Consider the following 14,707-nt stretch of genomic DNA (forward strand, 5'->3'; position numbering starts at 1 on the left):
CGCGCGGTCTCCACCGCGTCGCGCACGGCGGCACCGGCCGCGGACGGCGCCGCGGCGACGGTCGCAGGCGGCGGTTCCGGCAGCGGCTGCACCGACACGGCGCGGCCGTCCCCGGCCGACAGCCCGCCGCCGGCCGCCGGTACCCCGCCGTCCGACCGACTCTCCCCGACCGCGCCCCAGATGGAGGTCAGCGCCCCGGCGCCGACATAGCCCTCCTGCCCGAAGCGGTCGCGGGCCTGCACCCAGTTGGTGCCGGGCACGGTGCCGGTGACCGTCACCAGTTGCCCGGCCTCGAGCTCCCGCAGACCGCGCGCGCCCAGCACCGGCTGTGCGAACAGGGTGGCCGGCCGGGAGAGCGCGTACACCCCCGGTGCGAGTTCGGCGGCGGGTTCCGGCCGCGCGTCCGGTGTCGCGGCCACCGGCGCCTCGTCGACCGGCGGCACCGCGTCGGGGGAGGCGAGGTTGCGGGCGACGATGTAGCCGGTCTGGCCCTCGACCGTCACCCGCAGCCAGGAGGAGCCGCGCACCCGCCCGGTCACCGCCACGGTGGTGCCGCGGCGCACCGCGCGCAGCACCGACGCCTCCATGCCCGGCCCGGCGCGCATGTTGGTGTCGCGCACCACCATCTGGTTCTCCGCCATCGGATCCACGGCGGCTTCCGCCAGCGCCGCCGCCACGGGCGGGGCCGCCGGCCCCAGCGTCACCGCCTCCTCCAGCCCGTCGCGCACCCAGGGGAGCTGCCGCCCGCCCGACTGCTGAGACACATGGCCCTCGGCCGTCGCCAGCGCCTCCCGCAATTCGGTCCCCGGCCGCCGGATGGCTTCGGCCAACGCCGCGGCGTAGGCACCGGGGCCGCTGCCGCCGACCAGCACGGGGGTGCGGCCGGGCTGGTGGCTGTAGGCGAGAAGCAGGCCGCCCGCCGCCGCCGGGGCGTCCGCCATCGGCCGCAGCGACCGCCCGGCCGCGCCGGTGACCGCCGCCAGCCGCTCGACGAAGGGGTTGGGCACGATCGGGTCGATCACCACGACGGCGCGGCCGACCACCTGACGCACCCGCTCCAGCGTGGCCTCCAGCGGCACCGTCTCGAACACCACGTCGAATTCCGAGGCCAGTCGGGCATCCACGGGCACCATGACGCTGCGCCCGTCCATCGCCAGCATCAGCCCGCTGTAATAGACGAATCCCAGCTCCGCGGCGGCCAGCTTCTCCTGGAAGCGGCCGATGGTGCCGGTCATGGCGGCGCGGGTCAGGTCGGTCGCCACCGTCACCTCGAAACCCGCGGCGCGCAGCGCCTCGCCCATGACGCGCGCGTTCGCCTCCGCCGACGGGGCGTGCCCGCCGGCGGCGTACGTGCCGTTGCCGATCACCAGCGCCACGCGCCTCTGCTGCGCCGCAGCACCCTGCACCGTCGCCATCACGACGAGCAGGGCGGCCACGGCCATCCCTGCGACCCGTATCAAAGCCCGCCGTCCTCCTGCGTATCCGCACCCGTCATGCACGCCCATCCGATCCCCGTGCGGCCGTCCGGCCGCGGGGTCGCCGGCGGCGCAGTCTAGGGCGTCCGTCCGGACCGACCGACGCCGCAGGGTGGGTAACCCCGCGGTACGCTGGAACCCGTTCGATAGGCGCGTGCGTTTCATTGCCACGCCACGGAAAAAACGTGACCCGGGTGACGAGGGTCACAGACTCTTCAGATTTGCGTGCGTATATTGCGCCGCAGAACGGACCCGCTTCGCCGATGGAGGATCGGATGGCAAAGCGCCTGAACAGACCGCCCGGCGCGCCCGGGCTCGATTTCGCCAATTTCGGCATCCTCGACCACGCCTATGTGAAGCGGGTGTCGCGCCGCGGCCGCAAGCCGTTCGCCGTGCACGCCGCCGACGGCAGCTTCCTCGGCCGCTTCGCCGACCGGGAAACCGCCTTCGCCGCCCTGCGGCTCCAGGACATGCAGGGGCTCAGCCAGCACTGAGGCGCGGCTGCCGGCCGGTCACTCCGGCAGCGGCAGCCCCTGGGCTTCCAGTGCCGTGGCCTGACGCGCCGCGAGCGCGTCCACGTCGAAGCCGGCGATCAGCTCCTGGAACAGGCGGTACCAGTTCACCTCCGCCTTCAGGTGCAGGAACACCGAGCCCAGCCCGATGGCGGCCCGGTCCATGAACACGAACTCCCGCGGGATCTCCACGCCGCCCACGCGGCGCAGTTCGGCGTGCACCTTCTCGGCCGTCTCGCGGCCGTAGAGGCCGGTGTCGCTGTCCTGGATGCGGCGGTCACGGTCCTCCATCAGCGGCGCGTAGACGAAGCGCGCCCAGATGTTCAGCACATCCACCAGCTCCTTCGTCGGGTTGGCGAAGCCCCAGATGCGGTAGGACTCCACGGCCAGCTCGTCGTCGCCGGTCCTCAGCGCGTTGTAGAGGTCGGTCACGCCCTTCACGAAGCTCGGCCGGAACACCCGGATGCAGCCGAAATCCAGCAGGTTGATGGAGCGGTCGGGACGGACGGTGTAGTTGCCCAGATGCGGGTCGCCGTGGATGACCCCGTAGGCGTAGAAGGGCACGTACCACGCCCGGAACATGTTCATGGCGAGATCGTTGCGCGCGTCGGGATGTTCGGCCACGAAGTCGAGGATGCGACGCCCGTCCACCCACTCCATGGTCAGCAGGCGGCGGGTGGAAAGGTCGCCGACCACGTCGGGCACATGCACACCGGCCGTGTCGGCGAGCATCGCGCGGTAGAGGCGGGCGTGCTTCGCCTCGCGCTCGTAGTCCAGCTCCTCGCGCAGGCGGGCGGCGATCTCGGCCTGGATCTGGCGGGTGGAGATGGCGCTGTCGTAGCGCTCGAAGATGGCAAAGATCAGCGCCAGCTGGCGCAGGTCGGCCTCCACTGCCGAGGCCATGTCGGGGTATTGCAGCTTGCAGGCGAGCCGGCGGCCGTCCGGTCCTTCCGCCCGGTGCACCTGCCCCAGCGAGGCGGCGGCGGCGGCCGTCTGTTCGAAGCCGCGGAAGCGCTTGTGCCAGGCGGGACCCAGCTCAGCCGCCATGCGTCGCTTCACGAAGGGCCAGCCCATCGCCGGCGCGTCGGACTGGAGCTGCTGCAGCTCCGCCACATACTCCTGCGGCAGCGCGTCGGGGATGGTGGAGAGGAGCTGCGCCACCTTCATAAGCGGTCCCTTCAGCCCGCCCAGCGCCACACGCAGCTCCGCCGCGTGCTTGTCCCGTTCCAGCGTCATGCCGAGGACGCGTTCGCCCGCGAAGCGGGCCGCAAGCCCCCCGACGGCGGTGCCGACCCGCGCATACCGCGCGAGCCGGCCGCCCAAAGAATTCCGTTCCGTGTTCGCCATGCGCACAAGATGGTGGGTGGCGGCCCATCCGGCCAGGGGGCGGGCGCCGGCTCCCGCCCCTGGCCCTCCCCTTGGCCCGTCAACCGGCGCGCACCTGCCGGATGAAGCGCTCGACCTCGCCGCTCAGCCGCTCGGACTCCCGCGACAGCTCGTCCGATGCGCCGAGCACATGGGTGGCCGAAGAACCGGTCTCCGACGCGGCACGCTGCACCTCGCTGATGGTCAGCGCGATCTCCCGGGTGCCCTGCGCCGCCTGCTGCACGTTGCGGGCGATCTCGCGGGTGGCGGCGCTCTGCTGCTCGACCGCCGCCGCGATGGTGGCGGCGATCTCGTTGATCTCGCCGATGATGCCGGCGATCTCGGTGGTCGCGTCCACCGCCCCGCCGGTCGCCTGCTGGATCGCCGCGATGCGGGTGGAGATCTCCTCCGTCGCCTTGGCCGTCTGGGTGGCCAGCGTCTTCACCTCGCTGGCCACCACCGCGAAGCCCTTGCCGGCCTCCCCGGCGCGCGCCGCCTCGATCGTCGCGTTCAGTGCCAGCAGGTTGGTCTGGCCGGCGATGGAGTTGATGAGGTTCACCACGTCGCCGATCGCCCTGGCCTGCTCGGCCAGCGTCTGGATCGTGGCGTTGGTCGCCTCCGCCTTCGTCGTGGCGGCCCGCGCGATGTCGGCGGACTGGCTGACACGGCGGCTGATCTCGCCGATCGAGCTGGTCATCTCCTCCGCCGAGGCCGCCACGGTCTGCACGTTGGCCGCCGTCTGCTCGGTGGCGGACGCCACGTTGGAGGCCTGCGCCAACCCCTGCTCGGCGTTGGCGGACAGGCTGCGGGCGCTCGCCTGCAACTCGCCGGCGGCCGAGGCCACCATCGACACCGCGGAGCTGACGCTCGCCTCGAACTGGTCGGCCATCCGGTGCAGGGCAGCCCGGCGCTCCTCGGCGGAACGGCGCTCGGTCTCCGCCACCTCGGCCTGCAGGCGGCGGGTCTCCAGGCCCTTTTCCTTGAAGACCGCCAGCGCCGCGGCGAGCGCGCCGACCTCGTCCCGGCGGCCGAGGTCGGGAACCGCGGTGTCCAGATCGCCGTCGGCCACCGACCGCATCGCCGTCGCGATCCGCGCGATCGGCCGCGCGATGCCGGCGAGCGCGATGAAGGCCGCGAAGCCGCCGATCGCCATGATCCCGCCGCCGCTGACCAGCAGCGTCGTCCACCAGGCGGTGGTGTAGGCGGCCGTCGCCTCGTCCGCCTGCCGCCCGACCGACGCCCTCACGCGGTCCACCAGCTGGACGGCGTCCTGCCGCAGATGGTCGAACTCCGCATCGAAACGGGTGTGCAACAGAAGCAGCGCCTTGTCCGTCTGGTAGGCGAAGGACAGGGAGCGGATCGCCGTCAGCTCGCTGCGGAAGGCGGCGATACGCTGGCCGAGGGCGGCGACGTCGGCGTCCCATTCCGGCGCCAGCCCCTGGAGCTGCCGGACAATGGTCTCGATGTCGTCGAAGCTGCCCTTGATGTCGCGATCCAGGCCCTCCTTGATCTCGGGATCGGCCTGGGTGACCATCTTGTAGACGTCGCGCCCAACCACGCCGAGCTGACGGGCGACGCGTGCCAGCTCGATCGCCTCGTGCGTGTCCGTTGCGATCAGCTCGCTGTACACAGTGTCGCTGGCGCTCATGCGATGAAGCGCCATCAGGTTGGTCGCAATGGTCAGAAGCGCCAGCGATACCACGACCATCAAGATTTTGTTCGTAACCCTGATGTTCTTCAGCCCCATCACACCCTCCGTTTCTTTTTGCGGAAGGTGGCAACAATGATCACCAATCGATTACAAAAAGTTACCGGGCATACAAAAGAATCGGTTCCGGATTGATTGTGGAATGCTTCAAAAATCAGTCGATGGAACTGTTCCGGCCCTCCATGGGGCGGATGGCAGCGGGGCGGCGGGTTGTCACACCCGCCGCCCCGCCGTATCTCAGCCGCCCGCCCCGCCCTTCGGGGCTCCGGTCAGCCGGCGCGCACCTGCCGGATGAAGCGCTCGACCTCGCCGCTCAGCCGCTCGGACTCCCGCGACAGCTCGCTCGAAGCGCTCAGCACGTGGGTGGCGGAGGTGCCGGTCTCCGATGCCGCGCGCTGCACGCCGGTGATGGTGTCGGCGATCTCCTGCGTGCCCTGCGCCGCCTGCTGCACGTTGCGCGCGATCTCGCGGGTGGCGGCGTCCTGCTCCTCGACCGCCGCGGCGATGGTGGTGGAGATCTCGTTGATCTCGCCGATGATGCGGGCGATCTCCGTCGTCGCGTCCACCGCACCGTTGGTCGCCTGCTGGATCGCCGTGATGCGCGTGGCGATCTCGTCGGTGGCCCGGGCGGTCTGGGTCGCCAGCGTCTTCACCTCGGAGGCCACGACGGCGAAGCCCTTGCCCGCCTCCCCGGCCCGGGCCGCCTCGATGGTGGCGTTGAGCGCCAGCAGGTTGGTCTGCGATGCGATGTCGCTGATCAGCCGCACCACGTCGCCGATCGCCTTGGCCTGCTCGGCCAGCGTCTGGATGGTGGCGTTGGTCGCCTCCGCCTTGGCCGTCGCGACCCGGGCGATGTCGGCGGACTGGCCGACGCGCCGGGTGATCTCGCCGATCGAGCTGGTCATCTCCTCCGCCGAGGCGGCGACGGTCTGCACGTTGGCCGAGGTCTGCTCGGTGGCGGACGCCACGGTGGTCGCCTGCGCCCGGCTCTCCTCCGCGATGGCCGACAGGCTCTGCGCGCTCGACTGGAGCTGGGTCGCGGCGGACGCCACCATCGACACCGCGGAACTCACGCTCGCCTCGAACTGATCGGCCATGCGGTGCATCGCCGCCCGGCGCTCCTCGGTGGCGAGCCGTTCCTTCTCGGCGACCTCCGCCTGCAGGCGGAGGGTCTCCTGACCCTTCTCCTTGAAGGTCTCCAGCGCGTCGGCCAGCGAACCCACCTCGTCCTTGCGGCCCAGGCCGGGAACCTCGGTATCGAGCTTGCCGTCGGCCACGGAACCCATGGCGGCGACGATGCGCCCGATCGGCCGTGCGATGCCGGACAGGGCGATGAACACCGCAAGACCGCCGACCAGCAGCACCCCGCCCACGCTGACCGAAAGGACAAACCACCAGGACGCGGTATAGGCGGCGGTCGAATCGGCCGAATGCTTGGCCACGGTGGCCTTGACCTGGTCGGTCAGCCGGATGGCGTCGTCCCGCAGCCTGTCCATCGCCGGGTCGAACCGGTCGTTGAGGATCCGGAGCGCCTCGTCGTTGCGGTTGCCGAGCGCCAGCGGCTTGAGTTCATCATAGTAACGCTTCAGGGACGCGAATTCGCCCGCAAGGCCGTCGAGGGACCGCGCCTCTTCCGGGATCAGGCTCCGGACCTCGGCGATCTGTTTCTCCGCCTGCGCGAAATACTGATCCACAGCGGCCACCGCGTCGGCCATGCGCCGGTCGTCGGTCTGGGCGATCAGCTTGTAGGTCTGCCGGCCGATCTGGACGGCAAAACGATTGGTGCGGGCAAGACCGACCATGGCCTCCACATCGTTGTCGATCAATTCGCTGTAGACCGCATCGATGCTTCCCATGCGGTTCAAGGCGACAAGATTGGTGCCGATGGTCAGGATGGAAAGCAGCGCGACGATCGACAGGATCTTCGCCGAGATCGACAGGTTCTGGAGCCTCATGGCATTCCCCCATGGTGAGTTGGGCGAATGATTGCAAAAGGCGTTCCACTGGCCTGATCCGTGGTGCGGCGCGGGGAAACGGTCAGCAATCGCGTCGCCCGGCCGCCGTCCAATACCCATACATGCAATCTGGTTCGCATTCTGCATCACGGCCCCGCCGCATTGCGAATTCGAGCCGCTCACCCGCCCTGCTGGCGAATCCAGGCCGCGGTGGCGGCGTCCATGGTGTCCTTGTGGGCGAGGAACCAGTCCGGCACGATCTCGGTGGCGTAGCCGCGGGCCAGCATCAGGTTGCCGGCGGCCAGCCGCCGCTCGATGCCCTCCAGCTCGGTGCGCACCCGCTCGTGCTCGTGCCGGTGGATGGCGTAGGCGGGGAAGCCGTATTCGCGCATCAGCGCCTCCTCGTTGGCGAGGTGGGCGCGCAGATGCGCCGCGAAGCCGGTGAACAGCGTGGGGAAGTCGGTGTCCGGCGCGTCGATCAGCGCGGCCAGAAGCTCCACCGTCTCCTTGTGGTCGCGGTCGATGACGGCGTTGCCGACCTCCAGCGAGGAGTCCCAGGCAAGCGCGGGTTCGGTCATGGTCATGATGGCCTCCGGTTCAGGGTCGGGACCCACCATAACCACGGCCGCGCCGCGCTCACTTGACCGCCGTCAACCGGTGGCCTCCAGCTCGTCGATGAAGCCGCCGATCACCCGCAACCCCTTCTGCCAGAAGGCGGGGTCGCCGGCGTCCAGCCCGAAGGGGGCCAGCAGCTCCTTGTGGCGCAGGGTGCCGCCGGCGGCCAGCATGCGCAGGTATTTCTCCGCGAAGCCGCGTTCGGAATCCTGGTAGACCGCGTAGAGGGAGTTCACCAGGCAGTCGCCGAAGGCGTAGGCGTAGACGTAGAAGGGCGAATGGATGAAGTGCGGGATGTAGGACCAGAAATGCCGGTAGTCCGCGTCGAAGCGCAGCGCCGGCCCCAGGCTTTCCGTCTGCACCGCCATCCAGATCTCGCCCAGACGTTCGGGCGTCAGCTCGCCCTCGCGGCGCTCGGTGTGGATGCGCGTCTCGAAATCGAAGAAGGCGATCTGGCGCACCACGGTGTTCAGCATGTCCTCCACCTTGGAGGCCAGCATGATCCGGCGCCGCTTCGGGTCCGTCTCCGCCGCCAGCAGCGACTGGAAGGTCAGCATCTCCCCGAAGACCGAGGCCGTCTCGGCCAGCGTCAGCGGCGTGTCGGACAGCAGGTGCCCCTGCCGGCCGGCCAGGATCTGGTGCACGCCATGCCCCAGCTCGTGCGCCAGCGTCATCACGTCGCGGGTCTTGCCCTGGTAGTTGACCAGCAGATAGGGGTGTGCGCTGGGCACGGTGGGGTGCGCGAAGGCGCCCGGCGCCTTGCCCGGCCGCACCGCCGCGTCGATCCAGGCGTTGTCGAAGAAGCGGCGGCCGAGATCCGCCAGCTCGCCGGAGAAGCGGCCGTAGGCGCCGAGCACGATGTCGCGCGCCTCCGCCCACGGAATGCTGCGGTCGGCGTCGTCGGGCAACGGCGCGTTGCGGTCCCAGTAATCAAGGTGGTCCTGGCCGAACCAGCCGGCCTTCAGCCGGTAATAGCGGTGGGACAGGGTTGGATAGGCATCGCGCACCGCCTCGTGCAGCGCCCGCACCACCCCGTCTTCGACGCGGTTGGACAGGTTGCGCGCCGACACCGGCGTGGGGTAGTTGCGCCAGCTGTCCTCGATCTCCTTGTCCTTGGCCAGCGTGTTGGTGACCAGCGCGAAGAGCCGGACATTGTCGCCCAGCACGCGGCCGATGGTCTGCGCCGCCTCCCGCCGCACCGCGCCGTCGCGGTCGGACAGCTTGTTCAACGCCTCCGCACAGGTCAGGTCCTGGCCGCCGACGGGGAAGCGCAGCCCGGCGATGGTCTCGTCGAACAGGCGGTTCCAGGCGGAGCGCCCGACCACATGCTTCTCGTGCAGCAGCCGCTCCACCTCGTCGGAGAGCTGGTGCTCGCGGAACAGCCGCACGTCGCGCAGCCAGGGCGCGTAGCGCTCCAGGGCCTTGCTGCGACCGATGCCGTCCTGAAGCGCGCGCTCGTCCAGCCGGTTGATCTCCAGCGTGAAGAAGACGAGGTGGGTGGAGATGGCGTTCACCCGCTCCTGCGCGCCCTGGTAGAACTTGCCGATGGCCGGGTCCGCCATGTTGCCGGAATAGACCAGCCCGGCATAGGACATGACGCGCGACAGCACCTCGTCGATGCGCTCGTATTCGGCGATGGCGGCGGCCAACGCGTCGCCGCCATCGCCCTGCAGCAGCGCGTCGAGCCGCCCGGCGTGGCCCTGGTGGAAGGCCTTCGCGGCACGCTCCGCACGGTCCAGATCCGCCTTCAGCTCGGCCGACTCCATGCCGGGGTAGAGGTCGCCCAGATCCCAGGCGGGAAGCGGCCCCAGGGTCGGCTGGTCGGCGGTGGCGGCCTTGCTGGTCATCACGGTCTCCATCTGAAATGTGCGCACGGATATGGGGCGGGGGGTGCTGCCGGAAAAGAACCGCCGGCCGCGCTGGTCACTCCGGCGGTGACGCCACGCGGCGGATCGCCGCATCCACGCACTGTATGTGCAGCTTCCGCCGGGCCAGTTGCCGGGTGCGCCGCTCCTCGGGGTCGGCCGACGGCATCGCCTCGATCCGGCAGCCGCGCCAGCCGTTGGCGTCGAGCGCGCGGGCGACCTCGGCGTAGCCGAAATAGCCCTTGTCGGGCTGCGGCCAGGGCGGGCGCAGATCGCCGCGGCGCAGCACGAAACGGTTGGATTGGCTGGATCCGCCGAGATTGGTCAGGCGCGCCACGATCAGCCGCTCGCCGTCCGGCTGGACGACGGCGAGGATCGGGCGGATCCCGGTGATCGGCGGCTCGGCAGTCATCGGCACGACGCTGGATGGTGGCTTCCACCACATGCATAGCCGCAGCACCGCCCGCAAGGCCAGACCGTTGCGCGGCGCCCACGCTCCGGACGGGATCGTCGGCCGGCGAGCGGCCCGCCCGGTACGGCGCTCATTCAGCACTTGCCGGGATCGCACGGGCACTGTGATATCGTACATCTTCGTGGGTACCCCGCACATCAGCGGCGCAAGGGTACCGGAACCCCCGTCGGCCGACATGGAACGCTTGATCCTCGACCTGCTGCAACATCTGGGGCTGTTCGCCATCGTGGTGATCGGCTACGGGGTCGTGCAGGACCGCCTGGCCAGGGCGCCGGGATGGGTGCGTCAGGCCGCGCTGGGGCTGCTCTTCGGGGCCGGAGGAACCTGCGCCGTGCTGCAGGCCGTCGTTCTGCCCTCCGGGGTTCTGGTGGACGGGCGCAGCGTCATGATCACGCTGGCCGCCCTGTTCGGCGGCCCGGCCCCGGCGGTGCTGACCGGGATCGCCACCAGCTTCGCGCGCGCCGCGGTCGGGGGGCCGATCGTGGTCGGGGCGGTGATCGCCACGCTGTCCCTGGTGCCGGCCGCCCTGCTCTGCGCGGCAGCGGCCCGGCGGATGGACTGGTCCCTGCGCGCCGTACAGCTCGGGCTTGCCGGCGGCCTGACCACGCTGGCCGGTCTGGCCACCGGCAGCCTTTGGGCGCTGTGGAAGGGTCAATCCTTCATCTCCGCGGAGGTCTCCCTGCCGGTGCTGGCGATCTCCGTGATGGGATGCGCCATGGTGGGCACGCTGTTGCGCCAGCAGGTGCGGCGCGCCCGATCCGAACGCGCCCTGGCGGTCAGCGAGGCGTACCACCGCGCGCTGTTCACCCAGGCCAACGATTGCCAGTTCGTGATCGACGTCGGCGAAACCGGCCGGTTCGCCATGCGCTCGCTCAACCCGGCGGCGGAGCGTGCGCTGGGCCTGGTGTCGGCGGAGATCGCCGGCTGTGATCCGGCCGAGGTGCTGCCGGCCGACCGCGCCGCCGCGGTGGCCGACGCCGGCCGGCGCAGCATCGCGCTGCGCGAGCCCGTGTCCTACGAGGAGATGGTGGAAGCGGCGGGCACCCTGCGCACCCTGAACACGGTGCTGGTGCCGCTGATCGACGACACCGGCGCGGTCACCGGGCTGCTCGGCACCTCGCGCGACATCACCGACTACCGGGTGCTGCTGACCAGCCTGGACACCGCCCGCCGGCAGGCGGAGGAGGCGGCCAGCGCCAAGGCCGATTTCCTGGCCGCCATGAGCCACGAGATCCGCACGCCGATGAACGGCATCGTCGGCTACGCCACTTTCCTGGAGGATCTCGCCAGCACCGCCGAGCAGCGGCAATACACCCGCAAGCTGCGCATCGCCTGCCGCTCGCTGCTGGCCATCATCAACGATGTGCTCGACCTGTCGAAGTTCGAGGCCGGCAAGATCGAGATCGACGCCGCCCCCTTCGACCTGCACGAAGAGATCGAGCACGTCATCTCCGTGCTGCAGCCGGCGGCGCGGGAAAAGCGCATCGCGCTGTTCGCCAACATCGGTCCCGGCGTGCCGGCACGCGTGGTGGGCGACGCCGACCGGCTGCGGCAGGTGCTGCTGAACCTGCTGTCCAACGCCGTGAAGTTCACCAGCCACGGCAGCGTCACCCTGTCGGTGGCGGTGACCGGCGTCAGCCCGGCCAGCGCCACCATGAAGCTGGTGGTCACCGACACCGGCGTCGGCATCCCCGCCGACAAGCACCACCTGCTGTTCAAGAAATTCAGCCAGGCCGACCGCCGTTTCGGTGGCACCGGGCTGGGGCTCGCCATCTCCAAGCATCTGGTGGAGGCGATGGGCGGGTCCATCGGCTTCCAGAGCGAGCCCGGCCTGGGCAGCACCTTCCACGTCACCATCACCTTCCCCGTCGCCGGGCTGACCGCCATGGCCGGGACCGAGCGGACGCGCCTGCCGCCGCTGGCCGAGCGCCTCACCGGCCGCATCCTGCTGGTGGAGGATGTGGACATGAACCAGGAGCTGATCGGCCGCATGCTGCGCAACGCCGGCCACCGGGTGGACATCGCCGGCGACGGCGAGCAGGCGCTGGCCGCCGTCGCCGACCGCGCCTACGACCTCGTCCTGATGGATTTGCGGATGCCGGTGATGGACGGTTTCACCGCCGCCGCCGCCATCCGCGCCCTGCCCGGCCCGACCGCCCGCACGCCGATCCTGGCGCTGACCGCCACCGTGCTCCCCGACGATGTGGAGCGCTGCCGCGCCGTCGGCATGAATGGCCACATCGCCAAGCCGGTGGAGCGGGAGGAGCTGCTGGCCACCGTGCAGCACTGGCTGGGCAACGCCGCCGGCCGCCCGGCCGCCGACCAGCCCGAGAACCCCGTGCTCGCCCAGCTCGAGGCGGATATGGGCCGCACCGAGACCGCCCATCTGCTGGACCTGTTCCTGGAGGCGCTGCCCGATCGCCTGCGCTCGGCCGACACCGACCGGCCGGACTGGACCCGCGTCGGCGAGGACGCGCACGCCATGGTGTCGCTGGCCGGCAATCTGGGCCTGTCGGATCTGATGGCGGTCAGCCGCGCGCTGGCCGAGGCCTGCCGCTCCGGCGACCACCACCGCGCCTCCGGCCTGCTCGGACCCTTCCGCTCCAGCGGCGAGGCGGCGGAGGCCGCCATCCGCGCCCACCGCCGCAGCCTGTCGTCGGTGTTGCCGGCCGCGCTGTCGGCGTGATCGGTTCCGTAGCGACCCGTCTCGTTGTGGCGTGATCGGCGCCAGCCCACTATATTTGGGCCATGCCGATCCGCCTTCTGCCCGAAACCCTGGTCAACCGCATCGCCGCCGGCGAGGTGGTGGAGCGTCCCGCCGCCGCCGTGAAGGAGCTGGTGGAGAACGCGCTGGACGCCGGCGCCACCCGCATCGACGTGGTGGTGCGCGACGGCGGCCGTTCGCTGATCGCCATCACCGACGACGGCTGCGGCATGACCCCGGCCGAGCTGGAGCTGGCCGTGGAACGCCACGCCACCTCCAAGCTAGCCTCCGACGACCTGCTGGACATCCGTACGCTGGGCTTCCGGGGGGAGGCGCTGCCCTCCATCGGCGCGGTCAGCCGGCTGACCATCGCCAGCCGCCCGGCCGGGGCCGACAGCGGCTGGGCCATCCTGGTGGATGCCGGCCGCAAGGGCACGCCGCAGCCGGCCGCCATCGCCCGCGGCACGCGGGTGGAGGTGCGCGACCTGTTCGCCGCCGTCCCCGCCCGCCTGAAGTTCCTCAAGCAGCCGCGCACCGAGTTCGAGCACATCGCCGACTGCGTGGAACGGCTCGCCATGGCGCACCCCGCCGTCGCCTTCACGCTGGCCGACGACGCGCGCACCACGCTGCGCCTGTCAGCCGCCCAGGGCGACCTGCTCGACGCCCGGCTCAGCCGTCTCGGCGGGCTGATGGGGCGGGAATTCCAGGACAACGCGGTGCCGGTGGACGCGGCGCGGGAGGCGGTGCGGCTGGCCGGCTGGATCGGGCTGCCCACCCTGCACCGCCCCACCGCCCGCAACCAGCACCTGTTCGTCAACGGCCGCCCGGTGCGCGACAAGCTGCTGGTCGGCGCGGTGCGCGCCGCCTACGCCGACTTCCTGCCGCGCGACCGTCACCCGATGCTGGCGCTGTTCCTCGACATCGACCCGCAGGAGGTGGACGTGAACGTCCACCCCGCCAAGGCCGAGGTGCGCTTCCGCGACCAGGGCCTCGTGCGCGGGCTGATCGTCGGCGCGCTCAAGCACGCGCTGGCCGGGGCCGGGCACCGTGCCTCCACCACCGTCGGCACCGCCACGCTGGGCGCGTTCAGGCCGGAGGGGGCGCCCTCCCCCCTGCCCCACCGCGGCGGCCAGACGGGCTTCTGGGGCGGCCCGCCCACCTCATCCGCCGTGCCGCAGGGCCTGGCCGAGCGGGCCATGGCCTGGCAGGCGCCGCTGACCGGCTTCGCCCCGCCCCCCGCCGCCCGCACCGCCGACGCGGCGGCCCCTTTCGCCACCGCGGCGGACCCGGACGCGGCGCTGGGCGCGCATCCGCTGGGGGCCGCGCGCGCCCAGCTCCACAACACCTACATCGTGGCGCAGACGGCGGAGGGCATCGTCATCGTCGACCAGCACGCCGCCCATGAGCGGCTGGTCTACGAGCGCATGAAGGCCGCGCTGCTGGAGGGCGGCGTGCGTCGGCAGGCGCTGCTGATCCCCGAGGTGGTGGAGCTGGACGAACCGTCCGCCGCCCGCCTGACCGCGCGCGCCGCCGAGCTGGCCGAGCTGGGGCTGGTGGTGGAGCCCTTCGGCCAGGGCTGCGTGGTGGTGCGCGAGGTGCCGGCCCTGCTCGGCCAGTCCGACGTCAAGGGCCTCGTCCGCGACCTCGCCGAGGAGCTGGCCGAGCTGGGCGACGCCCTGTCGCTGAAGGAGCGGCTGGAGGCGGTCTGCGGCACCATGGCCTGCCACGGCTCGGTCCGCGCCGGACGCCCCCTCAACACCGACGAGATGAACGCCCTGCTCCGCCAGATGGAGGCCACCCCCCACAGCGGCCAGTGCAACCACGGCCGCCCGACCTGGGTGGAACTGAAGCTGGGCGACATCGAGCGGCTGTTCGGGCGGCGGTAGGGGGCTTCCCCAGTGTCGCGTTGCCGATCGGCAGCCGATGCCCGGTGATGGCACGGGAAGTGGCGGGCTTCCAATGGCTTGCGCGAGTTCGGGAAGCGGCGGCCCGCATCGGCGGAAGCGCTTCCTTCCACCCGGCTTCTCCCATACAGT

10 protein-coding genes are annotated in these 14,707 nt (G+C 71.2%); 3 read left to right on the forward strand and 7 right to left on the reverse strand.

The features are described from left to right. On the reverse strand, positions 1-1,442 hold a 1,442-nt coding region (locus HL658_RS26855; RefSeq protein ID WP_180287682.1), incomplete at its 3' end, for an SH3 domain-containing protein. A 308-nt stretch (positions 1,443-1,750) separates the two neighbouring features. Between HL658_RS26855 and HL658_RS26860 the strand changes: the two genes are divergently transcribed. Beyond that, positions 1,751-1,969, forward strand: a complete 219-nt coding sequence (locus HL658_RS26860; protein WP_180285448.1) for a hypothetical protein — start codon at positions 1,751-1,753, stop codon at positions 1,967-1,969. A gap of 18 nt (positions 1,970-1,987) precedes the next feature. Here the strand turns inward: HL658_RS26860 and HL658_RS26865 are convergent, their stop codons facing one another. The 6 genes from HL658_RS26865 to HL658_RS26890 form a co-directional block, all read right to left on the reverse strand. After that, a complete protein-coding gene (locus HL658_RS26865) occupies positions 1,988-3,334 on the reverse strand; it encodes an ABC1 kinase family protein (protein WP_180285449.1) in 1,347 nt (448 codons plus the stop codon). Positions 3,335-3,413: 79 nt separating this feature from the next. Next, entirely contained in the window at positions 3,414-5,060 is a 1,647-nt protein-coding gene (locus tag HL658_RS26870; protein ID WP_246337927.1) for a methyl-accepting chemotaxis protein, read from the reverse strand. Positions 5,061-5,329: 269 nt separating this feature from the next. Next, complete coding sequence (locus HL658_RS26875) at positions 5,330-7,015, reverse strand: methyl-accepting chemotaxis protein (protein ID WP_180285451.1); 1,686 nt, start codon at positions 7,013-7,015, stop codon at positions 5,330-5,332. 179 nt (positions 7,016-7,194) lie between these two features. After that, entirely contained in the window at positions 7,195-7,599 is a 405-nt protein-coding gene (locus HL658_RS26880) for a bacteriohemerythrin (RefSeq protein ID WP_180285452.1), read from the reverse strand. Positions 7,600-7,665: 66 nt separating this feature from the next. Next, a complete protein-coding gene (locus HL658_RS26885) occupies positions 7,666-9,477 on the reverse strand; it encodes a M3 family oligoendopeptidase (protein WP_180285453.1) in 1,812 nt (603 codons plus the stop codon). Between the two features lie 76 nt (positions 9,478-9,553). Then, complete coding sequence (locus HL658_RS26890; RefSeq protein ID WP_180285455.1) at positions 9,554-9,907, reverse strand: hypothetical protein; 354 nt, start codon at positions 9,905-9,907, stop codon at positions 9,554-9,556. Positions 9,908-10,142: 235 nt separating this feature from the next. Here HL658_RS26890 and HL658_RS26895 point away from each other — a divergent pair, with 235 nt between their 5' ends. After that, positions 10,143-12,653 (forward strand): hybrid sensor histidine kinase/response regulator, encoded by a 2,511-nt coding sequence (locus HL658_RS26895; protein ID WP_180287683.1) that lies wholly within the window; start codon positions 10,143-10,145, stop codon positions 12,651-12,653. Positions 12,654-12,715: 62 nt separating this feature from the next. Beyond that, positions 12,716-14,557 carry a DNA mismatch repair endonuclease MutL gene (gene mutL / locus HL658_RS26900; protein WP_180285457.1) on the forward strand — a complete coding sequence of 614 codons (1,842 nt, stop codon included), beginning with the start codon at positions 12,716-12,718 and terminating at the stop codon, positions 14,555-14,557. Positions 14,558-14,707: the final 150 nt, after the last annotated feature.

The sequence above is a fragment of the Azospirillum oleiclasticum genome (assembly GCF_013423485.1).
In the GTDB taxonomy this organism is placed as follows: domain Bacteria; phylum Pseudomonadota; class Alphaproteobacteria; order Azospirillales; family Azospirillaceae; genus Azospirillum; species Azospirillum oleiclasticum.

Bases quoted from the DNA above. Each gene is read 5' to 3' on its own strand.
- HL658_RS26875 (WP_180285451.1), bottom strand. From the start codon at position 7,015: ATGAGGCTCCAGAACCTGTCGATCTCGGCGAAGATCCTGTCGATCGTC.
- HL658_RS26865 (WP_180285449.1), bottom strand. From the start codon at position 3,334: ATGGCGAACACGGAACGGAATTCTTTGGGCGGCCGGCTCGCGCGGTAT.
- HL658_RS26885 (WP_180285453.1), bottom strand. From the start codon at position 9,477: ATGACCAGCAAGGCCGCCACCGCCGACCAGCCGACCCTGGGGCCGCTT.
- HL658_RS26860 (WP_180285448.1), top strand. From the start codon at position 1,751: ATGGCAAAGCGCCTGAACAGACCGCCCGGCGCGCCCGGGCTCGATTTC.
- HL658_RS26895 (WP_180287683.1), top strand. From the start codon at position 10,143: ATGGAACGCTTGATCCTCGACCTGCTGCAACATCTGGGGCTGTTCGCC.
- HL658_RS26880 (WP_180285452.1), bottom strand. From the start codon at position 7,599: ATGACCATGACCGAACCCGCGCTTGCCTGGGACTCCTCGCTGGAGGTC.
- HL658_RS26890 (WP_180285455.1), bottom strand. From the start codon at position 9,907: ATGACTGCCGAGCCGCCGATCACCGGGATCCGCCCGATCCTCGCCGTC.
- HL658_RS26870 (WP_246337927.1), bottom strand. From the start codon at position 5,060: ATGGTCGTGGTATCGCTGGCGCTTCTGACCATTGCGACCAACCTGATG.
- mutL (WP_180285457.1), top strand. From the start codon at position 12,716: ATGCCGATCCGCCTTCTGCCCGAAACCCTGGTCAACCGCATCGCCGCC.